The 22,669-nt window shown below is 49.0% G+C and carries 25 protein-coding genes and 1 other RNA gene; 8 read left to right on the top strand and 18 right to left on the bottom strand.

Going from position 1 to position 22,669, the window contains the following annotated elements; all coding sequences use genetic code 11:
• From mraZ to rsmI, 3 genes are all read right to left on the bottom strand, one after another.
• Nucleotides 1-459, bottom strand: a complete 459-nt coding sequence (gene mraZ / locus Q0499_RS13645) for a division/cell wall cluster transcriptional repressor MraZ (protein WP_299200278.1) — start codon at nt 457-459, stop codon at nt 1-3.
• Between the two features lie 980 nt (nt 460-1,439).
• Nucleotides 1,440-1,797, bottom strand: an RNA gene (rnpB, locus tag Q0499_RS13640) — RNase P RNA component class A.
• A gap of 62 nt (nt 1,798-1,859) precedes the next feature.
• Nucleotides 1,860-2,696 (bottom strand): 16S rRNA (cytidine(1402)-2'-O)-methyltransferase, encoded by an 837-nt coding sequence (gene rsmI, locus Q0499_RS13635; RefSeq protein WP_299200277.1) that lies wholly within the window; start codon nt 2,694-2,696, stop codon nt 1,860-1,862.
• A gap of 40 nt (nt 2,697-2,736) precedes the next feature.
• Here rsmI and Q0499_RS13630 point away from each other — a divergent pair, with 40 nt between their 5' ends.
• Genes Q0499_RS13630 through Q0499_RS13615 form a run of 4 tightly spaced genes read left to right on the top strand, consistent with a single transcriptional unit; the run spans nt 2,737 to nt 6,134 of the window.
• The gene (locus Q0499_RS13630; RefSeq protein ID WP_299200276.1) at nt 2,737-4,551 is read left to right on the top strand and encodes a penicillin-binding protein activator; all 1,815 of its coding nucleotides are present in this window, start codon (nt 2,737-2,739) and stop codon (nt 4,549-4,551) included.
• A 27-nt stretch (nt 4,552-4,578) separates the two neighbouring features.
• The gene (locus Q0499_RS13625) at nt 4,579-4,962 is read left to right on the top strand and encodes a YraN family protein (protein WP_299200275.1); all 384 of its coding nucleotides are present in this window, start codon (nt 4,579-4,581) and stop codon (nt 4,960-4,962) included.
• A gap of 11 nt (nt 4,963-4,973) precedes the next feature.
• Nucleotides 4,974-5,564, top strand: a complete 591-nt coding sequence (locus tag Q0499_RS13620; RefSeq protein ID WP_299200274.1) for an SIS domain-containing protein — start codon at nt 4,974-4,976, stop codon at nt 5,562-5,564.
• A gap of 3 nt (nt 5,565-5,567) precedes the next feature.
• Complete coding sequence (locus tag Q0499_RS13615) at nt 5,568-6,134, top strand: BON domain-containing protein (protein WP_299200273.1); 567 nt, start codon at nt 5,568-5,570, stop codon at nt 6,132-6,134.
• 213 nt (nt 6,135-6,347) lie between these two features.
• Here the strand turns inward: Q0499_RS13615 and Q0499_RS13610 are convergent, their stop codons facing one another.
• From Q0499_RS13610 to moaB, 15 genes are all read right to left on the bottom strand, one after another.
• Complete coding sequence (locus tag Q0499_RS13610; protein WP_299200272.1) at nt 6,348-6,755, bottom strand: ClpXP protease specificity-enhancing factor; 408 nt, start codon at nt 6,753-6,755, stop codon at nt 6,348-6,350.
• Between the two features lie 66 nt (nt 6,756-6,821).
• Nucleotides 6,822-7,451, bottom strand: a complete 630-nt coding sequence (gene sspA / locus Q0499_RS13605; protein ID WP_299200271.1) for a stringent starvation protein SspA — start codon at nt 7,449-7,451, stop codon at nt 6,822-6,824.
• Between the two features lie 90 nt (nt 7,452-7,541).
• On the bottom strand, nt 7,542-8,303 hold the full coding sequence (locus tag Q0499_RS13600) for a cytochrome c1 (RefSeq protein WP_299200269.1): 762 nt from the start codon (nt 8,301-8,303) through the stop codon (nt 7,542-7,544).
• Complete coding sequence (locus Q0499_RS13595) at nt 8,303-9,550, bottom strand: cytochrome bc complex cytochrome b subunit (protein WP_299200268.1); 1,248 nt, start codon at nt 9,548-9,550, stop codon at nt 8,303-8,305. Before Q0499_RS13595 ends, Q0499_RS13600 begins: the two co-directional genes overlap by 1 nt.
• Nucleotides 9,550-10,146 carry a ubiquinol-cytochrome c reductase iron-sulfur subunit gene (gene petA, locus Q0499_RS13590; protein WP_299200267.1) on the bottom strand — a complete coding sequence of 199 codons (597 nt, stop codon included), beginning with the start codon at nt 10,144-10,146 and terminating at the stop codon, nt 9,550-9,552. The genes Q0499_RS13595 and petA overlap by 1 nt, the downstream gene beginning before the upstream one ends.
• A gap of 292 nt (nt 10,147-10,438) precedes the next feature.
• Nucleotides 10,439-10,831: a 30S ribosomal protein S9 gene (gene rpsI / locus Q0499_RS13585; protein WP_296062245.1), complete on the bottom strand. Its 393-nt coding sequence runs from the start codon at nt 10,829-10,831 to the stop codon at nt 10,439-10,441.
• 13 nt (nt 10,832-10,844) lie between these two features.
• Entirely contained in the window at nt 10,845-11,273 is a 429-nt protein-coding gene (gene rplM, locus Q0499_RS13580) for a 50S ribosomal protein L13 (RefSeq protein WP_296062242.1), read from the bottom strand.
• 474 nt (nt 11,274-11,747) lie between these two features.
• Nucleotides 11,748-12,857 carry a cell division protein ZapE gene (gene zapE, locus Q0499_RS13575; RefSeq protein WP_299200266.1) on the bottom strand — a complete coding sequence of 370 codons (1,110 nt, stop codon included), beginning with the start codon at nt 12,855-12,857 and terminating at the stop codon, nt 11,748-11,750.
• 194 nt (nt 12,858-13,051) lie between these two features.
• Nucleotides 13,052-13,762, bottom strand: coding sequence for an LrgB family protein (locus Q0499_RS13570; protein WP_299200265.1), 711 nt, complete (start codon nt 13,760-13,762; stop codon nt 13,052-13,054).
• Nucleotides 13,762-14,154 (bottom strand): CidA/LrgA family protein, encoded by a 393-nt coding sequence (locus Q0499_RS13565; protein ID WP_299200264.1) that lies wholly within the window; start codon nt 14,152-14,154, stop codon nt 13,762-13,764. Before Q0499_RS13565 ends, Q0499_RS13570 begins: the two co-directional genes overlap by 1 nt.
• 31 nt (nt 14,155-14,185) lie before the next feature.
• Nucleotides 14,186-14,764 carry a TMEM165/GDT1 family protein gene (locus Q0499_RS13560; RefSeq protein WP_299200263.1) on the bottom strand — a complete coding sequence of 193 codons (579 nt, stop codon included), beginning with the start codon at nt 14,762-14,764 and terminating at the stop codon, nt 14,186-14,188.
• Between the two features lie 65 nt (nt 14,765-14,829).
• Nucleotides 14,830-15,411: a molybdenum cofactor guanylyltransferase MobA gene (mobA, locus tag Q0499_RS13555; protein WP_299200262.1), complete on the bottom strand. Its 582-nt coding sequence runs from the start codon at nt 15,409-15,411 to the stop codon at nt 14,830-14,832.
• A gap of 5 nt (nt 15,412-15,416) precedes the next feature.
• Nucleotides 15,417-15,665: a MoaD/ThiS family protein gene (locus Q0499_RS13550; RefSeq protein WP_299200261.1), complete on the bottom strand. Its 249-nt coding sequence runs from the start codon at nt 15,663-15,665 to the stop codon at nt 15,417-15,419.
• 35 nt (nt 15,666-15,700) lie between these two features.
• Nucleotides 15,701-16,942: a gephyrin-like molybdotransferase Glp gene (gene glp / locus Q0499_RS13545; RefSeq protein ID WP_299200260.1), complete on the bottom strand. Its 1,242-nt coding sequence runs from the start codon at nt 16,940-16,942 to the stop codon at nt 15,701-15,703.
• Nucleotides 16,939-17,493, bottom strand: a complete 555-nt coding sequence (gene moaB, locus Q0499_RS13540) for a molybdenum cofactor biosynthesis protein B (RefSeq protein WP_299200259.1) — start codon at nt 17,491-17,493, stop codon at nt 16,939-16,941. The genes glp and moaB overlap by 4 nt, the downstream gene beginning before the upstream one ends.
• 337 nt (nt 17,494-17,830) lie before the next feature.
• On the opposite strand from moaB, the gene Q0499_RS13535 reads away from it, so the two are divergent.
• The 4 genes from Q0499_RS13535 to Q0499_RS13520 all read left to right on the top strand — a co-directional run bounded on the left by Q0499_RS13535 (nt 17,831) and on the right by Q0499_RS13520 (nt 22,669).
• Nucleotides 17,831-19,030 carry an outer membrane beta-barrel protein gene (locus Q0499_RS13535; RefSeq protein ID WP_299200258.1) on the top strand — a complete coding sequence of 400 codons (1,200 nt, stop codon included), beginning with the start codon at nt 17,831-17,833 and terminating at the stop codon, nt 19,028-19,030.
• Nucleotides 19,031-19,062: 32 nt separating this feature from the next.
• A complete protein-coding gene (locus Q0499_RS13530) occupies nt 19,063-19,620 on the top strand; it encodes a polysaccharide biosynthesis/export family protein (protein WP_299200257.1) in 558 nt (185 codons plus the stop codon).
• 92 nt (nt 19,621-19,712) lie between these two features.
• Nucleotides 19,713-21,944, top strand: coding sequence for a polysaccharide biosynthesis tyrosine autokinase (locus tag Q0499_RS13525; RefSeq protein WP_299200256.1), 2,232 nt, complete (start codon nt 19,713-19,715; stop codon nt 21,942-21,944).
• Nucleotides 21,944-22,669 carry a CpsB/CapC family capsule biosynthesis tyrosine phosphatase gene (locus Q0499_RS13520; protein ID WP_299200255.1) on the top strand — a complete coding sequence of 242 codons (726 nt, stop codon included), beginning with the start codon at nt 21,944-21,946 and terminating at the stop codon, nt 22,667-22,669. The genes Q0499_RS13525 and Q0499_RS13520 overlap by 1 nt, the downstream gene beginning before the upstream one ends.

Genomic DNA, 22,669 nt, shown 5'->3' with positions numbered 1-22,669 from the left:
TTAAAGTGATAAATTCTGTAACTCGTTCGGTAGTTCTGCACCACCATCCGCTTCAGCCAGATACTCTTCACGGGTCGCCAGCCAGAGATCCTCGCTCCAGATCTCAAACTTATTACCCTGCCCCAGCAGAACAATCTTCTTATTCAGTCCGGCATAGTCACGTAGCGGTGCGGGCAACAGCAAACGCCCATTGCCATCCATATCAATATCGGTAGCATGACCGATCAGTAAGCGCTGAATACGGCGGGCCGCAGGGTTAAAACTGGGAAGCGCTTCAATCTTTTCCTGAATCACTTCCCATTCAGCCAGCGGGTACAACAACAAGCAGCGTTCCTCTGTATCAATCGTCGCAACCAGGTGCCCACAGCAGTGCTCCGTGATCGTGTCACGGTAGCGTGCTGGTATGGCCATACGGCCTTTAGCATCCAGATTGATTGGATTGACACCACGAAACTGCAAAAAGCTCTCCCGAAAACCAAATTAACCCACATTTACCCACAATTTCCCACTAGTGCACACTATAGGAATTAACCCACTGGTTTGCAAGGGAGAAACTCCTCAGTACAGCACTATAAAAAGCAAGATTATGAGCCTGACGAATACAGTTTTTTCCTGCATCGAAGCGCCAGAAAAAAACAGGAGATAAAACAGAGAGTTGAAACAAGAGACGATTAACAACTACAGAACAGAGGCAACCAACAGATGAAAAAAAAGAAAAAGAAAAATACAACTTTATTAATTCAAAGACATTCAAAGCAGCACTACTGACAAACATGCCAGCCTTTACGAACAATCCCTGGCTCCCAAAGCAGCTCTGCCGCCGAAACGTCTAAAATATTGTCGTCAAACTAAGAAAATGTGCAGCGATCACCCATAAACCCTGTTCTTTCTGAAGAGTTGTCAAGGACAAGCGCTCATATCAAGCCTATGAGATTTAAGAGGTGCGGGTATTATGAGATATAAAAAATGTAGAGCTCAACGATAAGCCCTGATCTTTTGTAAGAGTTGTCGAGGACAATCATTCATCTGAGTTAAATAAGTGTAGAGCTCGCCTATAAGCCCTGAACTTTCCTCAAGCGCTGTCGAGGACAACCTATCATGATGAGCTTATGGAATTTAAGAGGCGCGGGTATTATAGATATAAAAAATGTAGAGTTCGCCGATAAGCCCCGAGCTTTTTGAAGAGTTGTCGAGGACAATCATTCATCTGAGTTAAATAAGTGTAGAGCTCGACGATAAGCCCTGATCTTTTGCAAGAGCTGTCGAGGACAATCATTCATCTGAGTTAAATAAGTGTAGAGCTCGACGATAAGCCCTGATCTTTTACAAGAGCTGTCGAGGACAATCATTCATCTGAGTTAAATAAGTGTAGAGCTCGCCGATAAGCCCCGAGCTTTTTGAAGAGTTGTCGAGGACAATCATTCATCTGAGTTAAATAAGTGTAGAGTTCGCCGATAAGCCGGGTTTTGTCGAGGACAATCATTCATCTAGGACCTGCGTCGCCACAGGCCTCAAGCGACCTACCCGAATCCAGCATGGGCCATGCCTCATGGATTCCTATTTGGTCTTGCTCCAGGTGGGGTTTACCTTGCCGTGACGTGTTACCACGCACGCGGTGCGCTCTTACCGCACCCTTTCACCCTTACCGGCTTCCTGTAAACAGGAAACGTAGGCGGTTTGCTCTCTGCTGCACTTGCCGTAGGCTTTCGCCCCCCAGGCATTACCTGGCACCCTGCCCTATGGAGCCCGGACTTTCCTCCCCTCCCTCACAGGAGCAGCGATTGTCTGGCGAACTCTACGGCGCAAAGGATACCAGCAAGCCCACCATAAGCAAGCAGAACTGTGACGCAGTGAGCGAATTATTTACGATCCAGTGCCGCCTGATACATTACCTTCTTTTTGATCCCGGTAATTTTTGCCGCCAGCGCCGCAGCCTGCTTCACGGAGAGCTCCTCAAGCAGGATATCCAACACCTCACTACTACGAGGGTCAAGCAGGCTATCATCCTGCTGCGGCGCTCCCTCAACCATCAAAACAAATTCCCCCTTACGCTGATTAGGATCAGCCTCAACCTGAGCAAGAACCTCTTCGGCGGTACCACTGAGAAAGGTTTCAAATGTCTTGGTCAGCTCCCGGGCTATCGCAATAGGACGTTCAGCCCCAAAGGCAGTCGCTATATCTTTTAAACTATCGATAATCCTGTGAGGTGATTCATAGAACATCAACGTTCTGTTTTCAGCCGCCAATGCGCTATAAAAATTAAGCCGCTGCTGCGACTTTGCCGGTGGAAACCCCTCAAAGGCAAAACGATCGGACGGCACGCCCGCAGCACACAGCGCAGCCACCAGCGCGCAACACCCGGGAAGCGGCACAACTCTGAATCCTGCAGCACGCACTTCACGCACCAGAACAAAGCCCGGATCGGAGATCAGCGGCGTACCCGCATCAGAAATCAGTGCAATATCATTACCCTGCTGCAACTTTTCGATAATTTTTTGCTGCTGCTGGCGTTCATTATGGTCATGAACTGCTATCATCGGCGTTTTGATATTAAAATGTGACAGCAAACGTCCACTATGGCGGGTATCTTCAGCCGCAATTAATGCAACCGACTCCAGTATACGGAGCGCGCGCGGCGTCATATCTTCCAAATTACCAATCGGCGTTGCGACAACATACAAAACTGCTTCGGACATCAGTATTCGAGCCATTTATAAATTCAGGGTGTGAAAGTATATGACGTTTCCAAGCCGCCTGTCTCTGCTCCTGACCGCCAGCGTGACACTTTTTCTGGCAGGTTGTGGTTCCCAGCAGGGCAATATTGCAACACAGCGGTCTGACGACCCCATGCAGCAAGTCGCTGAATTAATCCTGCAGGCAGAGACCGCGGCCCCCATCAAAAGCGCGCAACTGAAAGCAGAAGCAGCACGTATTTTAATTATGCAGGATCGCGAGGGAGAAGCCTCCCGCCTCCTGGATGAGATCAACATGCAGCTGTTGACACCCGCTCTGCAGTTTGAGATATCAGAGCTGAAGGCCCGCACCGCCCTGGAGCAACAGGACGGCCAGAGCGCCCTGCGCTACCTGCAACAGCTGCCGCCTGAAACCACAAAAAACCTGCCTGCCGAACAGCAATATCAGATAGGCGAGATGCAGGCAGACGCCTACCGTTATCAGCAGAACACGCTCAGCGAACTACAGCAGCTGATACAGCTCAGCAGCTACAGTCCGGCCGACAAAACCAAAGCACTGCACAACCGCATCTGGACACTCCTCACCCAGGTTCCGGCAGACCAGCTAAAACAGCTAAGCCAGCGACTCGACAACAGCTACTACCAACAGGGCTGGTATGAACTGGCACTTAGCACCGCCAATCAACAGGACCTGAGCCAGCAAAACAAACTGATGCGGCAGTGGGAGATCCTCTGGCAGTCGCATCCGGCACAACAAACCCCACCGGATGCACTCCTGGCAATAACCGCCACTGACACCCTCAGCGCGGAACATATCGCACTCTATCTACCTCTGAGCGGCAACCTGGAAAAACCGGCAGAAGCGATAACCACCGGATTCATGACCGCTTACTACAATGCCGTCAAAGCAGGCAGAACCACAGCCAGAATCACCATGCTAGACTCAACCAAGATCACCAACCCCGAGCAGCTCTACCAGATAGCACAGGAGCGGGGTATCGACCTGATCATTGGCCCACTAAAGAAAGAGATGGTAGAAAACCTGATCAACTTTGGCCCGGCACCCATTCCAACGTTAACACTCAACACCGCTCCGGGAAGCCAGCAAGTTAACATCTATCAGTTTGGACTAGCCATCGAAGACGAAGCGATCCAGGCAGCAGAACAAGCCTGGAACGATCAGAAAAAGCAGGCGTTAATCTACACCCCCGACACTGACTGGGGGGTTCGCTCAGCGATCGCCTTCAAGCAGCGCTTTACCGAACTGGGAGGCACCATCCTTGATAGCCTCACTTACAACACCGACACCAATTATTCTGAGCAGATAGCCACACTGTTAGGCACTGAGAAAAGCAGTGCACGAGATACCCAGCTCACCCGGATTATTGGTGCACGACCCGAATTTGAAAGCCGCCGACGACAGGATGTGGATGCAATATTCCTTTCCGCACTACCGCAAACCGCCCGACAGATTAAACCTACGCTGGCATACCACTATGCGGGCAACATCCCCGTTTACGCTACATCACAGATCTATACCGGCGCAGAATCAGCCATTGAAGATCAGGACCTGAACGGTATCCGCTTTGTTGCTACACCCTGGTTAAGCGCACCGCCATCAACCACCCATCTGCAACTGGCACAGTTACGGGACGACACCAACAGCCGCTTTGGTCGCCTCTACGCACTGGGTATCGACGCTTTCGGCCTGTTTCCCTATCTTGCGCAACTATCTGCCTCTGCGTCTGCTAAGATAGAGGGCGAGACCGGATCACTTTCTTTAGGAAAGAACAATCAGATTGTACGAACCCTTAACTGGGTAACCTTTAAACAGGGAATCGCCCAATCTGAGAACTAAAATAGCACTACCCAGGCAGGATAAAGCATGGACAGACAGCAGATCGGCAAGGACGCCGAGCAGAAAGCACTGAGTTACTTGAAGCAACAAGGACTAAAACTAATTAGCAAGAATTTTCACTGCCGGTTTGGTGAGATTGACCTGATTATGCAGGACAGTGAGCAGCTGGTATTCATCGAAGTACGCAGTCGACGTCACAGCAACTGGGGTGGCGCCGTTCTCTCTGTCGACTTCCGTAAACAGAAGAAATTAATAAAAACAGCCAGTTACTATCTCAGCCAGCAGAAAAGCAGTAACCTGCCAGTATGTCGGTTTGATGTAATAGCATTTGAAGCCAAACAGGATAACGGGAGTGGAGATTCCTGCCCTGTATGGTATAAAGACGCCTTCAGACCTGAAGCCACTTTCTGACAGGAGCACCGATGGTACTTCAAGACCGAGTTATTAGCCTGTTCCATAACAGCATGGAGGTTAATGCCCAAACCATCGAAGAATACACACCGCTGATATCACATGCCGGAGAGCTGTTACTCAGCTGCCTGATGTCTGAAAATAAAATCCTCTGCTGCGGCAATGGCGGCAGTGCAGCATTGTCTCAACACTTCAGCAGCTTACTAATGAATCAGTTTCGCCATGAGCGACCCGGTTTGCCCGCTATATGCCTGAGTGCAGATGGTTCTGCGCTGACAGGAATCGCCCATGACGATCAGTTTAATGAGGTGTTTTCAAAACAGATACGCGCCCTTGGACAGCCTGGCGACCTGCTGCTGATACTGTCAAATGACGGTCGCGCCGCCAATTTAGTCCAGGCAATTCAGGCAGCCCATGACCGGGATATGCTGGTAATTGCACTCACCGGGGGAACTAATGACAACATTCACTCTCTACTACTGCCGGATGAGGTCGAATTTTGCATACCAGCAGATGACCCGGCACTGATTTTTGGTGCACAGACACTAATTCTGCATGCCCTGTGCGATCTCATAGATTATCAACTTTTTGGCGGAGAATAACTGATGAAACGCATCGCTATCCTGATTATCGCAGGTCTTTTAAGCAGCGGCTGCTCTACGATTGTCAGCAGCTTTAAAGAGGAACCCATTAAGGAAAATCCAACAGACCGCACCACCGGTAGCTTTGTTGATGACGAGTTAATTGAGATCAAATCCAACGTTAACATCAGCAAAGGCTCCGTTGAACTCAGTAGCAGCCATGTCAACGTCACCAGCTTTAACGGTATCGTGCTGCTGACCGGCCAGGTCGCCACCGAAGAGACTCGCCTGGAAGCTGAACAGATTGTCAGCCAGGTACGTAAAATCCGCCGCATCCACAACGAACTAACCGTCGCCAGTCCTACCGCAACCCTGGCCCGCGCCAACGACACCTGGATCACCGCCAAGATCAAAGCCAATATGATCGGTGATACACAGGTCGACGCAACACAGATTAAAGTCGTCACTGAAAACGGCGTGGTCTATCTGATGGGTCTCGTCACACGCTCTCAGGCTGATAACGCAGTGCGGATTGTACGCAGCGTGAATGGCATTCAGAAAATCATTAAGATATTTGAATATATCGATTAAAGGCAGATGTCCACAGTCCGATCGCTGCGCTCGCCCGAGCGCAGCTTCACTGCTTGTCCGCGGGACACTAGCAGCAACAAACAATCAGCAGACACTGACAACAAATATTCGCCGCGGGGGCACGCCTCCCACCAACCTCAGCTACCTCAGCTACCAACCTCAGTTTTTCCCGACTTCGGACAAGCGCAGCGTTCGGACTTCAGACCCCGACTCTTATTTAACCACCTTCAATGAAGGCCGCTTATTCGGTTTAGGCGCTTCCGGCGGTGTAGGGTCATTCTCAGGCTCGCCATCATACAACGCCTCAACACCTGGTTCAGCGCCGAAGCCCATGCCCTGCCCGTTCTCACGCGCGTAGATCGCCATTACAGCTACCATCGGCGCAAATACATTCATTGGCACACCACCAAAGCGGGCATTAAAACTGACCGCATCATTCTCAATCAGCAGCCCCTGCACAGCAGAAGGTGCGACATTAAGAACAATCTGCCCATCACTGATAAACTGCTGCGGCACCATTACACCCTGAATCTCAGCATCAATCACCAGGTGTGGCGTCCAGCCACTGTCCAGAATCCACTCATTCAGTGCACGGAGAAGATATCCACGACTCGATTGCATTACATACTCCAAAAAAAAGGATGAGTAATAACCCATCCTTTATGTATCAATATCACAAACCCGGCTTCAGTCACGCATTTCGCGTTCTTCTTCAGACAGGCTGATCTGAAATGCCTCACGCTCAAACAGGCGAGTCATATACTTAATCAGATCTTTGCACTGCGCTTCCGGCAACTCAACACCGAGAATCTCAAGACGCCACAACAGCGGAGCGATACAGCAGTCTACCAGGGTAAACTCTTCACTCATGAAATAGTCTTTTTCACCAAAGATAGGTGAAACAGCAACCAGACTGTCACGCAGCGCTTTACGGGCCTCATCAACCTCGCCAGCACTCTCTGCCGTCAGAATAACATCTGCCAAAGCACACCAGTCACGCTGAATACGGTACATAAACAAACGACTTTCAGCACGTGCAACAGGATAGACAGGTAGTAGCGGCGGATGAGGAAAACGCTCATCCAGATACTCCATCATCACATTTGGCTCATACAATACCAACTCACGATCCAGAAGGGTCGGCAAGCTGTTGTACGGATTCAGTGAAGCCAGATCCTCAGGCAAATTGTTTGGATCGCAATCGTTAATCTCAACTGCAACACCCTTTTCTGCCAGAACGATACGTACCCGATGGCTGTAATGATCATTACCATCGGAGTAAAAAGTCATAGAAGAACGCTTGGCCACTACACCCATTAAATCACCCCGTTTCACATGTTCCATAAAAAAAATATACGCGGACCAACTAAATTGGACCGCGTATCGGTATTACTGACCAGCAAACGTTTAGTGAACGTCTTTCCAGTACTCTTTCTTCAGCGCGTAAGCAAAGAAGAAGAAGATAAACAGGAAGATCAGTACTTTATAACCAATTGCCTGGGACTGCAGCTTAACAGGGTTACCCATGTAAGACATGAAGTTAACCAGGTCATAGATAGTATTATCAAACTCTTCAACTGAGAGCTGACCTTTTTCAGCAATGCTCAGACAACCACCCATTTGAACACCGGTCAGAGGATCAATGGTCTTCACCTGGTGAGCCATCTCCGCTGGGGTGCAATGGTTAACCTGAAGCCCCTGCAAGCCTTCCAAAACGTTAGGCATACCCACGTCAGGAAAGACAACGTTGTTGACACCCCAAGGACGAGCAGGGTCTTTGTAGAAGCTACGCAGGTAAGTATACACCCACGCCTCACCACGCAGACGCGTTTCCAGCGTCAAATCCGGCGGAGGCGTACCAAACCATGCAGCACCATCGGTTTGAGGCATAGCAATAGTCATCTGCTCACCCACTTTAGAATCACCGAAGATCAGATGCTTTTGCACCAGCTCATTAGGCATATCTAAATCCATTGCGGCACGCTCATAACGCTGAAAGTTAGCCGAGTGGCAACCCATACAATGGTTTACAAAAGTCGCCATACCACGCTGCAGCGACTCTTTATTCGCATGATCCGGAGCCATCTCATCCAGATGAACTCCACCCGTAGCAGCACTAGCAGCCACTGGCGCCAGCACTAACAAGATTGCGATAAAAAACTTTTTCATTAGCCTGTCACCCTATCTGGTACCGGTTTAGTGCTTTCCATTCTGGTGTAGAACGGCATCAGGAAGAAGTATGCAAAATACAGTGCAGTACAGATCTGCGCCACCAGCGTACGACCAGGAGAAGATGCAACAACCCCCAGATAACCCAGAATAACGAAGCTGATCGCAAAGATAACCAGCATAACCTTACTCATCCAGCCTTTGTAGCGCATGGATTTAACCGGGCTACGGTCCAGCCAAGGCAGAACAAACAGAATAGCAATTGCACCACCCATTACCACAACACCCGGGAACTGAGATGCCGCAATTGGCGGAATCGCACGCAACATGGCGTAGAACGGCGTGAAGTACCATACCGGCGCGATATGCGGCGGAGTCTTCAGCGGGTTAGCCGGTTCGAAGTTAGGCTGCTCGATAAAGTAACCACCCATCTCCGGGAAGAAGAAGATGATCAGGCAGAATACAAACAGGAAGACCACAACACCGACAATATCTTTAACGGTGTAGTAAGGGTGGAATGGGATACCATCCAGCGGCACGCCGTTCTCATCCTTCTTATCTTTGATCTCGATACCGTCAGGGTTGTTAGAACCCACTTCATGCAGCGCGATAATGTGCATAACAACCAGCGCCAGCAGAACGATCGGCAGTGCAACAACATGCAGAGAGAAGAAACGGTTCAGGGTAATACCAGAGATCAGGTAGTCACCACGAATCCACTCAGCCAGATCAGGACCAATCACCGGAACAGCAGAGAACAGAGATACGATTACCTGAGCACCCCAGTAAGACATCTGACCCCATGGTAGCAGGTAGCCCATGAACGCTTCAGCCATCAGCGCCAGGTAGATCGTCATACCAAAGATCCACACCAATTCACGGGGCTTACGGTAAGAACCGTACAGCAGACCACGGAACATGTGCAGATACACAACCGCGAAAAACGCAGAAGCACCAGTAGAATGCATGTAACGCAGCAGCCAACCGTAATCCACATCACGCATGATGTATTCAACAGAAGCAAATGCCCCCTCTGCTGTAGGGTTATAGCTCATTGTCAGCCAGATTCCGGTTAACAGCTGGTTAACCAGAACCAGCAAAGCCAGAGAACCGAAGAAATACCAAAAGTTAAAGTTCTTCGGAGCATAGTATTTTGCTAAATGATCATCCCACATTGCCGTCAATGGGAAACGATCGTCGATCCAGCCCATGATGCCTGGATTTCCTTTATTACGATTGCCAGCCATTATGCAGTCTCCTGATCCACACCAACGATGATCACATTATCACTCTCATAAAAATGAGGTGGAATCACCAGGTTAGTCGGTGCCGGAACACCTTTCATTACACGACCTGACAGGTCAAAACGAGAACCATGACATGGGCAGTAGAAACCACCAACCCACTCAGGACCCAGATCTTCTGGTGCCAGCTCAGGACGGTAAGTCGGAGAACAACCCAGGTGGGTACAGATACCAACCATCACCGCGATATCTTCACGAATCGCACGGGCTGGAGTACCTGGCACATAAGCAGGCTGCTGTGGAGCTTCTGACTTAGGGTCAGCCAGACTTCCGTCAAGCTTAGCCAGATTAGCCAGCGCTTCAGGCCCACGACGAACAATCCAAACAGGCTTGCCGCGCCATTTGACGATCATCTGCTGACCCACTTCCAGCTTGCTGATATCAGCTTTAACCGGGGCACCAGCTGTCTTAGCCTTTGCACTCGGATTCCATGAAGCCACGAACGGAACTGCAGCTCCTACGGCACCCACTGCCCCAACAGCAGAAGTGGCACCGATCAGGAGACGTCGCCGCCCCTTATTCACGCCGTCATTACTCATTAAGATTATCTCCCCTCACTCAACCCTCTCATTGCCACCCTATTGCAGTGCAGCAATTGCCCGGTTGCTCAGTAATGAATCCCGAATTAACGGATTTTTAAAATGGCACAAATAGTAATGAAATTCACCCCTTCTTACAAGGCTAATTAGGGGTAAAACCTCCTTTTTACGCCTATAGTCGACCTACTCTTGACCTCATCCCGCAACGCCACAATTGAAACCAAAAAAAACGCCCGTACCATCTCTGGCAGGGGCGTTTTTCTGTACGACACAGAAACTGTATCGCTGCGAATTAACGCTTGGAGAACTGTGGCTTCTTACGTGCTTTACGCAGACCCACTTTCTTACGTTCAACTTCACGCGCATCACGGGTAACGAAACCAGCAGCACGCAGCTCAGGACGCAGAGTCTCATCATATTCCATCAGCGCGCGAGTGATACCGTGACGGATCGCACCAGCCTGACCAAAACCACCACCGCCTTTAACGGTAATGTAAACATCAAATTTTTCAGTGTTGCCAGTCAGATCCAGAGGCTGACGAACGATCATGCGAGCAGTTTCGCGACCGAAGTAAACATCAAGTTCACGCTGGTTAACAGTGATTTTACCTGTACCTGGACGCAGGAATACGCGTGCAGTAGAGGACTTACGACGGCCTGTGCCGTAATACTGAGTTGTAGACATATTGACCTGCCCCTTAGACGTTCAGTTCTTGTGGCTGTTGAGCCGCATGCGGATGTTCTGCACCAGCGTACACTTTCATCTTAGTGTACATAGCACGACCCAGGGGACCTTTAGGTAGCATACCTTTAACGGCCAGTTCGATGGTGCGTGTTGGATGAGTTTCAACCATCTTCTCGAAAGAAGTTTCACGTAGACCACCTGGGTAACCGGTATGGCGATAGTACATTTTGTCCTTACGCTTGTTACCAGTTACGTTTACTTTCTCAGCATTGATAACGATTATGTAATCACCAGTGTCAACGTGAGGAGTGAATTCTGCTTTATGCTTGCCACGCAGACGACGGGCGATTTCAGTAGCCATACGACCCAGAGTTTTACCCTCAGCGTCGATAACATACCAGTCGCGTTTAACCTCTGCAGGCTTTGCGCTAAATGTAGTCATGATAAATTTACCTATACATCAGTCTGATCACTGCGAAACCAAAGGGCTCGCAATGCTCGACGACCTTATAATTATTGGTTGCAAACCTTGATTTACAACGTCATAAATCCCCGGACCTATCCAAAGGAGCGCGGATTATACTGTAAGTTAAAAAATATGCCAATAAAAAAACAGCTGCTAGTTGTTAGAACGCGAAACTCAGTTGCTAGATGTTAGAACGCGACTTCGTCGCTTGCTAGACGCAAAGCTCCGCTCTGCTTGCTAGAAAAAGAAAAAACAAAACCTGTAATTTCACTTGGGAGCAACATCAGCACACTACAGGTCTTCCCGTCGCACTTAACTGAAAAACCCAAACACAACTGCGACCTTCAACGACACACACAACAAGCCTTTACAGGTAACTTTCTTTTCTAGCAAGTCGCGCAGCGACGCCTAACCACTCGCAAGCGGCGAAGCCGCGTCTAACAACTGCTCTTAAGCCCGATGCTCTTTAGCCAGATACTCATGCGATTGCATCTCTAGCAAACGACTCTGAGTACGCTGGATTTCAAATTCCAGACGCCCTTCGCTGTAGATTTCGTGGATCGATTTTTCCGCAGAGAGAATCAGTTTTACACCACTGTCATAAAACTCATCCACCAGATTAACAAAACGGCGCGCCGCGTCATCATTACTACGACCCAGCTGCGGTACGTTGCTGATCAGCACTGCGTGAAAGATCTTACCCAACTCAATATAGTCATTCTGACTGCGCGGCCCTTCACATAACTCTTTAAAATCAAACCAGACAACATCTTCACAGCAACGACGTGCCTTGATATCCCGCCCGTTAATCTCCAGAGCACAGTCTTCAACAACTTCCTGAAGATCCGGAGCAAGGCTTTCAAAGCTTGAGTTCAGACTCAGGTCTGCAGTTTCATCAAGCGGATAATGATACAACTCAGCCTGCTCAAGGGTTCGTAGACGGTAGTCAACACCGCTATCCACATTCACAACGTCGGTATACTTATTCAGCATATCGATTGCGGGCAGAAAACGTGCGCGCTGCAATCCATTCTCATACAAGCCATTTGGCACAATATTGGAGGTGGCCACCAGCGATACACCGTTCTTGAATAACTCTTCAAGCAAGCCGCCCAGAATCATCGCATCGGTGATATCGGTGACAAAAAACTCATCAAAACAGATAATCTGAAACTCAGAGGCATACTTCTTACCGATAGCCACCAGAGGGTTAGGTGTACCGTCTAAAAGCTTCAGCTCTTTGTGTACGCGCTGCATAAAGCGGTGAAAATGGGTGCGCTCTTTATTCTCAAACGGCAGACTTTCGTAAAAGGTATCCATCAGATAGGTCTTGCCACGACCCACCCCACCCCAGAAGTAAAGCCCTTTAACTGGCTCTACCTGTGGCTTCTTTAATTTAGCCGAAAAGCGACTCACCAAGCCCTTAGGCTTTGGCTGATTTTGCTTCGCCAGCAGATCATCATAAAGGCGCTGCAGATTTTTAACTGCCAGTTCCTGCGCCGCATCATAGGAGAAGTCGTCGCGTTCAAGGTCTTTTTTATAACGATCAATAGGAGTCATGCCGAAAACCGTACCATTCAAGCCAATTCAGATAGATAAGAAGAAAACGAAGGATGGGCACTTTACTCCCCACCCCCGGATTTTGCAACGCAACAAAGGGATAAGAGCTGAAGCCCGCTGTCCGAACGCAACGCTCACCAAAGGGTTAATCGCGACGAGGTACCCAGAGGGCATGCTAGCGGCGCTCGCGCCACTTAACCTATCCCCAGCAACGGCACCAGCAGTGGCAACATGAAGGCAGTAAATGCGCCGGTCATCCCCATTGCCAGCCCACCAAAGGCGCCCGCCATCAGACCGTATTCGAAGGCGAAGGCGGTGCCCATACCGTGCGCCGAGACTCCCAGCGTGAACCCTTTGACAGCCTCATCGGTAACATTGAGTATGTGATAGATCGGCGGCGCAAGTATACACCCCAGCGCACCGGTAATCAGCACCAAACCCGATGCCAGCGATGGATAACCACCCAGCTTTTCTGCCACACCGATGGCAATTGCCGAGGTGACTGATTTAGGCGCGATAGACAGCAGAGTCCCCAGTGATGCATCAAGTGCCTGCGCAACCAGCAATGCTGACGCGGCCGCGGTGACAGCCCCAGCCATACACGCCAGCAGCAGCGGCAGAAGCAGTTTTTTCACACGCTCGAAATGATCAAACAGCGGCACCGCAAGCGCCACCGTCGCAGGACCCAGCAAAAAGTGAATAAACTGCGCACCCTCAAAATAGGTTTCGTAGGAAGTACCGGTCAGCAACAGGAAGACAATAATCAGAAACAGAGACACTAATACCGGATGCAGCAATGGCGTGCCTCCGAGACGGCGGTTGAGCCAGGAGGTCACAATAAAGGTTGCGATAGTAACAATCAGCCACATCAGCGGCTTCGCGGCAAAAAAGGTCCAGAACTCCATCAGTGACTATCCTCACCCAGCGTATCCTGGCCATGCTTAACGCGACTCAGCCGATGCAACTTTTTAGCCGAAGGGTTGAGAATCAGCGCGGTGACAACGATTGTCAGCGCCGTACTGACAATCAGAGCAACCAGAATTGCCAGCCAGTCCTGTTTTAACAATCCGAAATGGGTCATCAGCCCAACACCCGCTGGCACAAACAGCAACGCCAGGTGCTTTAATAACGCCTCACTGGGAATCCGTAAGTATTCAGGCACTTCGCCTTTAATAATCAACCCCATCAGCAATAGCACCATCCCCACAACAGGTCCGGGCACTGGCAAGCCCGAGAACACAACAATCAGCTCTCCGGCAAACTGAAACAGCAGCAAAATCAAAAAACCAATTAACATTCTAAGCCCTGCGCACGTCAGACATGCCTTATCAAATCACCAACAACACAGCCTCTGTTCCGGCATATAAAGCAAATACCACAAACAACACTCCGGATGCCCGGTGCAACCAGGCGATCGAGACATAACGCATCAGCGCTCTACCCGCCAGAATTCCCAGAGCAGAAGTAGACACCAGCGCCAGCGTTGAACCGATCCAGACCGGCAGCGCAGGCTCCGTGCTCGCCAACCCCATTACTGCCAGTTGGGTTTTGTCCCCCAGCTCAGCAAAAAACAGCATCAGCAGGGCAGAGATAAAAACACTCTTAACAGAGAGTGAAACATTGTCATCATCCTCTTCCTCCTCCACTCGAAAAGACTGGACACCAAACCAGAGAAACAGAAGCGCAACCACAGCCAAAACAACCGGACGGGGCAACCAGGTCGCCGCAACAGCCCCCACCAGAACAGCCAGAAGATTCAACACTGCAAACGCGACGATGGCCCCCATTAACACAGGTAAAACCCGATAACGGGTCGCCAGGGTCATACAGACCAACTGACTTTTATCGCCAAATTCCGCCAGAAACACTAACAAGAAGGCGCCTGCCACACTTACCAACTGATCCATCAAACCCAACCCTTAAAATATAAAATTGTGGCGATTATACAGAATCCGGCAAAACAATCGCCTGCTTAACGCTCGGACGTTAATGCTTCTAAAGATTTAAGTTCCTGAAAAGTATTGAGATTACACAGCTGATCAGAGAGATCAGAAATATCAATTAACTGCATCGAATGATTACGCATCCAGCCCTGCACCGCACGCTGCCCACCCGCCAGCCACTGCTCAAGATCATCCACAAGCAAACGAGGCAGCACCGCATGCAACGGATGCAACTTATCGCCTTCGGACAACACAGTAATTGACTCTGGAGAAGCGGTTGCCGCCGCAAACAAACGCTCTATCAACACCGCCTCCAGCAACGGCGTATCGCAGGGCAGCACCAGCACCTGATCTGAACTACTCACTTTCAGCCCGGCCAGAATTCCCGCCAGAGGCCCCTGAAATCCCTCAAGAGAATCTTCTACCACTTCATCCGCCAGCACCGCATACTCCGGCAGATGCCGATTACAGCTGATAATCACTCTTGAAACAAAAGGCCTGACCAGCTCAACCGCAAAGGCAACCATCGGTTGCGATTGAAACGGCACCAGCCCTTTATCACAACCACCCATACGGCGTCCTTCGCCACCCGCCAGAATAATAACGTCCAACAGAATCAGCCGCCGGTTACGGGTGGAAAAAATGCGACTTCATCGCCATCAGAAACAACAGTATCTAACGACACAATATCCTGATTAATCGAGCAGAGCAGCTGCCCCTTTAGCGCTTTATCCCACTCAGCCCCCTGCTCCTTCAGCTGCTCAAGGAGCTCGCCCGCCGTGACCGACCGGTCCAGCGAATGATTCATCTGAGACACCCCGAGCGCTTCACGCAGGGACGCAAAAAAAAACACATTTACCATCATACAACCTATCTTTTCAGCACCCGTATTCCGGACGCTCAATTCAACACTTCACTAAACGGAATAAATATCAGGAAATCACCCTCAGCAACCACCGTATCCGGTGGCACCACAAGATATCCCGCCGCCGTCACCGAAGAGCTTAACACACCCGAGCTTTGACTTGAGCCAATCACCGCCCGACCATCGAGCAGCTGAACCCGAAGGTATTCCTGACGACTAATCGCCCTTGGCCGGCTAAAGCCTGCTTCAACCGGGAAACTGTTTGGCACAACGCGCTGAACCCCCATCGACTTGAGCAGAAAGGGACGCGCCAGAATACTGAAAGTCACCAATACAGCAGCAGGATTACCCGGCAAGCCAAGCAATGGCTTACCATTAACATAACCAAAAGCCATCGGTTTACCCGGCTTAATCGCCAGCTTCCACATCCGCAGTTCGCCTTGCGACTCCACTGCCGCCTTCACGTGGTCCTCTTCACCCACCGAGACACCACCGCTGCTAATAATACAATCAGCTCGCTCTGATGCTTGTCTCAAAGCGACTTTGGTTCCCTCGAGTGTATCCTCAACAATACCGCAATCAACGACTTCGCACCCCAGCCCCTGCAACAGCCCGCGCAGAGTAAACAGATTAGAATTATAGATCTGCCCGGGCTGCAGCGGATTGCCCGGCATAACCAGCTCATCACCGGTTGCCATCACTGCAACCTTCAAACGACGATAGACACTCACGGCAGCAATACCCACCGAAGCAAGCACGCCGATATGGGAGGCCTGCAGCCGGGCACCCGCAGACATGACCGCCTGGCCAGCCCGGATATCCTGTCCTTGCGGACGAATATTATTACCCGCAACAGGCACTTCATTGATATCAACCCAACGCTGATTATCGCTTTCACCAGCCGTGGTATTTTCCTGCATCACCACAGCATCAGCGCCCAGGGGAATTTCAGAACCGGTAAAAATTCGGGCAGCAGTGCCAGATTGCAGTGGTTTGGGTGCGGTGCCCGCCGGTATCCGCTGCGACACGATCAGACGCTTGCCTGCTGCAAGATCAGAGAGCTTCAGCGCATAACCATCCATTGCACTATTATCCCGGGGAGGCACATCAACCGTTGACAGCTGATCTTCTGCCAGCACCCGCCCCAGTGCATCAGCAATGCCCACTAACTCGGTAGCAACATTCACCCTAGCTTCTGCCAGCAGCTTTTCCAGTGCTTCAGCAACCGGCATCAACGACTGCGCAGGTGCGTCACAACTATGATTCCCGGTACTCATCCGCGCGGCCCACAAGCAGTTTCAACAGACTTAGTTGTCATCACCATCTCGACAAAGTTACAGGGACGATGACGCGCATCCAACTGCTCACGGATAATCCCGTTCCAGGCAGTTTTACAGGCACCGGTAGAACCCGGCATACAGAATATCACCGTGCGATTAGCAACACCGGCAAAAGCTCTGGACTGAATTGTCGATGTGCCGATCTCCTCATAAGAGAGCTGACGAAACAGCTCGCCATAACCCTCTATTGCTTTATCAAACAGCGGCGTCAGCGCCTCAGGGGTAGTATCCCGCAGGGTAAAGCCAGTCCCCCCGGTCACCAGAATCGCCTGAACCGCTTCATCGGCGATCCATTTAGACGCCACTGCACGTAACTGATACACATCATCTTTACTGATAGCCCTATCCGCCAGCGTATGACCTGCGTCCGTAAGACCGCTCACCAAAGCATCACCGGAGGTATCATTCTCCGGCGTACGGGTATCAGAAACGGTCAGCACTGCAATTTTTAACGACTGAAAAGGCACATCTTTTTTTGCATGACCCATAAGAGCCCCCCAACTTAATATTTGTAAAACTATTGTTACACGACTCTGCAACAAAAAACTAAGCATAAAAAATCATCTCAGCGTGATCCGATTTACGGCAACCCAATACAATAATAAATATTTTTCATAACTCAAACCCACCCCTTACGCACCTCCATACCGCACTGCAGCAAAAAAAAGCAAAATGTCGCCATTTGGCTTCGCTATCGAGTACCACTAAAAAAGAAGCCATGCTAGTATTAGAGAACCTAACACACCCTGATTGTTCAGGGTGTCCTGAATTAAGCAGGCGCTGAAAGCAAATGCCAGTGCATGACATTTACAAGGATATCAGCTGATGAAAAACCGGACTTTGGCAAGCATATTAACGCCTTGCGCCCTTATTCTTTATTCTCATGCATTTGCTGCTATACGGCCTGCATCTATAGATGCAGAACCCGTCAGCATTATACCAACGCTGAATGTCCAAACGAGCTACGACGACAATATATTCAGTTCTAACAGCGCAGAGGTTGATAGCCAGAAAACAGTAATAAGCCCGAATTTTCAGGTTATTGCAGAAGATGGTTTCAACGCCTATAGAGCCCGTTACACGCTGAATCATGGAATGTACCAAAGTAGCTCTGATGATAACTATACAGACCATAACCTTGGTGTAGATGCGCACCTTGAATTTGATGCACGCAATATGCTGGATCTGAATAGTTCATACTCGAAGAACCACGAAGAACGGGGCACCGGAATTACAGAATCAGGCAATATAGGTGCAACTGTAACGGCTCCGCTGGAATATGACACTAAATCAGTCTCTTTTACCTATACCTATGGTGCCGTCGACGCTGCAGGAAAACTGGTTTTTTCCGGCAGATATGACGACAAAGAATATCAAAACTTCCGCACCATCACGAATGAAAGAGATAGTGAACTGACAACTTTCAGCGGAACTTTCTATTACAGAATCCAGCCCAAAACGTCACTATTGTTCGAAATCAGAGACCAGACTCTGAACTATAAAACTGATCCGGCAGCCAGTCTTGATAGTGAAACACTTCGGTACTTTGTCGGTGCAACTTGGGAAGGATCCGCAAAAACGACAGGCACAATTAAACTGGGCCACGTACAGAAGGACTTCAAATCTTCCGCAAGAAATGACTTTTCCGGTAGCAGCTGGGAAGCGGCCCTTAAATGGGAGCCACTTTCGTATTCCGTTTTTAATTTTGCAACAAGTCAGTCTGAAAAAGAGTCTTCAGGCATCGGAGATTTTATCGATTCAAAAGTTATCCGTTTATCCTGGACACATGACTGGAATGATCAACTACAAACGATCTTCAGCTCAGGGTATACAAATGATGATTACAAAGGTTCTACTGGTGGTCGGGAAGATGAGATCACCGATGCCAGTTTGAGGTTAAACTATGACATGCGTCGCTGGCTGAGCTTTGGCGTTGGGTATTCTCACCAAAATACTGAATCAAACATAAGTGGAATCCCATTTGACCGAAATATATATTTGATATCAGTTACAGGATCACTCTGATCAGATTTACATCAGGACTTTGAGAGCGACAAATGCAGCATTTAGTAAACTACCTGAAGCACTCGTTAAGAGTCCTTTTTATCGCATTCCTCGCAACCTTTATACCAACGCATGCAGCTGAAAATTCTCAATTTTCAGATTACCAGTTGGGATCTGGCGACATGGTTAAAATCACCGTGTTCGGCGAGGAAGAGCTTAGCATTGAAACCCGTTTAAGTGATGCGGGTACAATTTCATACCCGTTTCTCGGTGAGCTTGAAGTCTTAGACCTTACAACAAGTGAATTGAGCAGCAAAATTGCTAACGGGCTAGCTAATGGCTATCTGTTGAACCCAAACGTTAATGTGACCGTACTTGAGTACAGAGAATTCTTCATCAACGGAGAAGTTAAAAAACCAGGGAGCTACCCATTTCAGCCGGGCCTTACACTGCAAAAAGCTGTTGCAATCGCTGGAGGCTTCACAGAAAGAGCTTCAAAATCAAAGATATTTATTCAACGCGACGGGAATACCGGAGACCCTGAAATGGTTGATCTGAGTCGACAGGTTTTGCCCGGAGACATTATCACTATAGAGCAAAGCTTCTTCTGATTTTTTTAAACCAGCCAGACAAAGATTCGTAATTTTTTAGTACTTATTCCCCACCTGCCAACAACGATTATTGAAGCAGAGAACTTTTCAGTATGGAAAAAAACGTGCCCCAGGATAGATTTTCCCAACCGATGCAGGAAGAGGTCATAGACCTACGTCAATACTGGATGACGATATACCGGCATAAGTGGGGCATTCTTGGCTTCGCAATCATTATCTCGATTCTTTCGACGCTGGTTGCTTTTTCAATGAAGCCAGTCTACCAGGCGACTGCAACTCTGCTGATCGAAGCCAAACAAGCTAACGTAGTCTCTATTGAGCAGGTTTATGGCCTTGACACAAACAATGATGAATATTATCAGACACAGTTTGAAATTCTTAGGTCCCGACAGCTTGCAGAGAAAGTAATCGATAAGCTAAACCTGATAGATCATCCTGAGTTTAACCCGGAACCATCAGCATTTTCTTTTAACTGGCGCGACTGGCTACCTGTGGCGCGTCCGAAGGAAAGTAAAACTGAAGAGGAAGAAAAGAAAATAAAGCTCCAGCAGCTCACTCAAAGCTTTATCAGAAAATTAACGATCTCCCCCGTACGTAAAACGCAGCTGGTACAAATAACATTCGCAGCAAATAACCCACTTCTGGCTGCCCAGGTCGCAAATGCCGTTGGCAATGCGTATATCGAAAACAACCTAGATGCCCGCATGCAACTCACTTATAAAGCATCAGAGTGGCTGATGGAGCGCCTGAGCGGGCTGCGAGAGCAGGTCAATACATCCGAAGAGAAACTTCAGGAATACAGAAACAAAGAACAGATTGTCGGTAGCGATGGTGGTGCAGAGATAGCGAACAATGAACTATCGCTTATCTCCACCCGGCTTGTTGACGCTCGCAGAACACGACTTGAAGCTGAAAGCCTGTACCGACAAATACAATCGGTTTCATCCAGCAATCTGGAAGCTTATGAGAACATTCCTGTTATCCTCAACCATCCACTTATCAGGGATCTGAAACGCGCTGAACTGGAAACAGCTTTAAAAAAAGCTGACCTGGCTAAACGCTACGGCCCTAAGCACCCCCAAATGCAAGCGGTAGAGTCAGAGCTAAGTGATGTAAGAGGCGCTCTTTACAACCAGATCAAGAGAATAGTGAGTAGCATAGAAAGTGATTATCGTATAGCGCTTACCAATGAACGCTCCCTCAAAGCTGATCAGGAAAATGCCAAACAGAAGCTACAGGCTATAAATAATAAAGATCACAAACTCAAATCTCTGGAAAAAGAAGCAGAATCGACTCGTAAATTATACGATACGTTTTTTAACCGGCTGAATGAAACCAATGCGACAGGCGACCTGCAATCAGCCAATGCCCGCATCAGTGATCCAGCTGAAGTACCAATAAGACCGGCCAAGCCTAATAAAAAGCTTATTATTGCACTGTCTTTTATCGCCAGCGTAATGTTCGGAGTAGTACTGGCGTTCCTCATGGAAGCGCTCAATAACACAGTAAAATCAGCTACTGATGTCGAAAACAAACTGAATTCCACTATGCTGGGGCTATTACCTCTGCTCACTAGGAAAAAGGGTAAAGAAGACCAGAGCTACACGGCTTATATTGACGATCCAAAGTCGCCTTACGCTGAGTCCGTCAGAACCATCAGAACCGGAGTGGTATTATCGGCACTTGATAATCCCCATAAGATATTATGCTGTACCTCTTCAGTTCCCGGCGAAGGCAAAACATCGCTGGCAATCAACCTGGCGACATCGATCGGACAGATGGAAAAAGTGCTACTAATTGATGCCGATATGCGCAGACCTTCTATAGCCAAAGCATTTGGACTCTCAAGTAAAGTAACAGGTCTATCAAACTTGGTTGCCGGAACATCAAAGCTGGAAGAGTGTATCCATCGGTCAGACACCAATAATATCGATATTATGACAGCCGGTACGATTCCTCCAAACCCCCTCGACCTGCTGGCATCAAAACGCTTCGCTAAAGTATTGTCCGTGCTGGAATCTCATTATGACCGGATCGTGATTGATACCGCCCCCACTCAGGCAGTCAGTGATGCACTGGTTCTGGCACAACATGTGGGCGCAATGATCTATGTCGTTAAGGCCGATGCAACCAACCATCAACAAGCAAAAGCAGGTCTGAAACGACTGAAAGAGGTTAATGCACCCCTCATCGGAGTTGTGCTTAATCAGGTTGATATAAAGAAGGCGAGTAAATATTACAGTGATGACTATCAGGGATATTATGATACGTATGGTTACGTCGACGAGGCCACTGAGGATGACCAAATTAAAAGTCCAGCCTGATGATAGACCTGCATAATCATATATTGCCTGGCATCGACGATGGTCCAGCGACTCTGCAAGAGTCGCTGGAGCTTGCTGTTATAGCTGTGAATGATGGAATACGGCATATGGTTGTCACTCCGCACATTCATCCCGGCCGATATGACAATGAAATTGCAACCATAAAACCGGTACTCAAAACGCTTCAGCAAGCTCTGGCAGATAACAAAATACCGTTATCAATCAGTATGGGCGCAGAGATACGCATCTCAACTGAGATGCTGAGCATGATTCCAGCCGGTAAGATCCCATTAATAGGCCAGTGGGAAGGAAAGAAAGTCCTTCTCCTAGAGCTTCCACACAGTCATATATTACCGGGTACAGACAAGCTGATCGGCTGGCTGAAGAAGTATAATATTATGCCGATGATCGCGCACCCGGAACGTAATAAAGAGATTATGCAGTCATTTGACAAACTCATTCCGTTTATTGAGTCTGGATGTCTGATACAACTAACAGCAATGTCAGTGACCGGAGAGTTTGGTTATCGGGCTAAGCAATGCGCGACTCATATTCTGCAACAGGGGTGGGCAACAATCCTGGCAACAGATGCCCATAATCGTCTACATCGTCCTCCGGTTCTAAGCAAAGGATTGCAGGCGGCAGCAGAGATTATCGGCAAAAATGAGGCCAATAAGCTTGTCTTTGATAACCCTGCCATCATTACCGGGCTGCCTCATAAATGA

The organism is uncultured Amphritea sp. (assembly GCF_937127095.1).
Classification (GTDB): Bacteria; Pseudomonadota; Gammaproteobacteria; order Pseudomonadales; family Balneatricaceae; genus Amphritea.
This window is presented reverse-complemented; position numbering and strand designations above follow the sequence as displayed.

Excerpts from the sequence above, each read along its gene's own strand:
- moaB (WP_299200259.1), bottom strand. The coding sequence starts at position 17,493 with ATGGGTCATGCAAAAAAAGATGTGCCTTTTCAGTCGTTAAAAATTGCA.
- sspA (WP_299200271.1), bottom strand. The coding sequence starts at position 7,451 with ATGGGTGTAGTGGCCAAGCGTTCTTCTATGACTTTTTACTCCGATGGT.
- Q0499_RS13565 (WP_299200264.1), bottom strand. The coding sequence starts at position 14,154 with ATGTTAATTGGTTTTTTGATTTTGCTGCTGTTTCAGTTTGCCGGAGAG.
- Q0499_RS13630 (WP_299200276.1), top strand. The coding sequence starts at position 2,737 with ATGACGTTTCCAAGCCGCCTGTCTCTGCTCCTGACCGCCAGCGTGACA.
- Q0499_RS13520 (WP_299200255.1), top strand. The coding sequence starts at position 21,944 with ATGATAGACCTGCATAATCATATATTGCCTGGCATCGACGATGGTCCA.
- rsmI (WP_299200277.1), bottom strand. The coding sequence starts at position 2,696 with ATGTCCGAAGCAGTTTTGTATGTTGTCGCAACGCCGATTGGTAATTTG.
- Q0499_RS13525 (WP_299200256.1), top strand. The coding sequence starts at position 19,713 with ATGGAAAAAAACGTGCCCCAGGATAGATTTTCCCAACCGATGCAGGAA.
- Q0499_RS13595 (WP_299200268.1), bottom strand. The coding sequence starts at position 9,550 with ATGGCTGGCAATCGTAATAAAGGAAATCCAGGCATCATGGGCTGGATC.
- Q0499_RS13570 (WP_299200265.1), bottom strand. The coding sequence starts at position 13,762 with ATGGAGTTCTGGACCTTTTTTGCCGCGAAGCCGCTGATGTGGCTGATT.
- glp (WP_299200260.1), bottom strand. The coding sequence starts at position 16,942 with ATGAGTACCGGGAATCATAGTTGTGACGCACCTGCGCAGTCGTTGATG.
- Q0499_RS13560 (WP_299200263.1), bottom strand. The coding sequence starts at position 14,764 with ATGGATCAGTTGGTAAGTGTGGCAGGCGCCTTCTTGTTAGTGTTTCTG.
- Q0499_RS13530 (WP_299200257.1), top strand. The coding sequence starts at position 19,063 with ATGCAGCATTTAGTAAACTACCTGAAGCACTCGTTAAGAGTCCTTTTT.
- Q0499_RS13535 (WP_299200258.1), top strand. The coding sequence starts at position 17,831 with ATGAAAAACCGGACTTTGGCAAGCATATTAACGCCTTGCGCCCTTATT.
- zapE (WP_299200266.1), bottom strand. The coding sequence starts at position 12,857 with ATGACTCCTATTGATCGTTATAAAAAAGACCTTGAACGCGACGACTTC.
- Q0499_RS13610 (WP_299200272.1), bottom strand. The coding sequence starts at position 6,755 with ATGCAATCGAGTCGTGGATATCTTCTCCGTGCACTGAATGAGTGGATT.
- Q0499_RS13625 (WP_299200275.1), top strand. The coding sequence starts at position 4,579 with ATGGACAGACAGCAGATCGGCAAGGACGCCGAGCAGAAAGCACTGAGT.
- Q0499_RS13615 (WP_299200273.1), top strand. The coding sequence starts at position 5,568 with ATGAAACGCATCGCTATCCTGATTATCGCAGGTCTTTTAAGCAGCGGC.
- rplM (WP_296062242.1), bottom strand. The coding sequence starts at position 11,273 with ATGACTACATTTAGCGCAAAGCCTGCAGAGGTTAAACGCGACTGGTAT.
- Q0499_RS13620 (WP_299200274.1), top strand. The coding sequence starts at position 4,974 with ATGGTACTTCAAGACCGAGTTATTAGCCTGTTCCATAACAGCATGGAG.
- Q0499_RS13600 (WP_299200269.1), bottom strand. The coding sequence starts at position 8,303 with ATGAAAAAGTTTTTTATCGCAATCTTGTTAGTGCTGGCGCCAGTGGCT.
- petA (WP_299200267.1), bottom strand. The coding sequence starts at position 10,146 with ATGAGTAATGACGGCGTGAATAAGGGGCGGCGACGTCTCCTGATCGGT.
- rpsI (WP_296062245.1), bottom strand. The coding sequence starts at position 10,831 with ATGTCTACAACTCAGTATTACGGCACAGGCCGTCGTAAGTCCTCTACT.
- Q0499_RS13550 (WP_299200261.1), bottom strand. The coding sequence starts at position 15,665 with ATGATGGTAAATGTGTTTTTTTTTGCGTCCCTGCGTGAAGCGCTCGGG.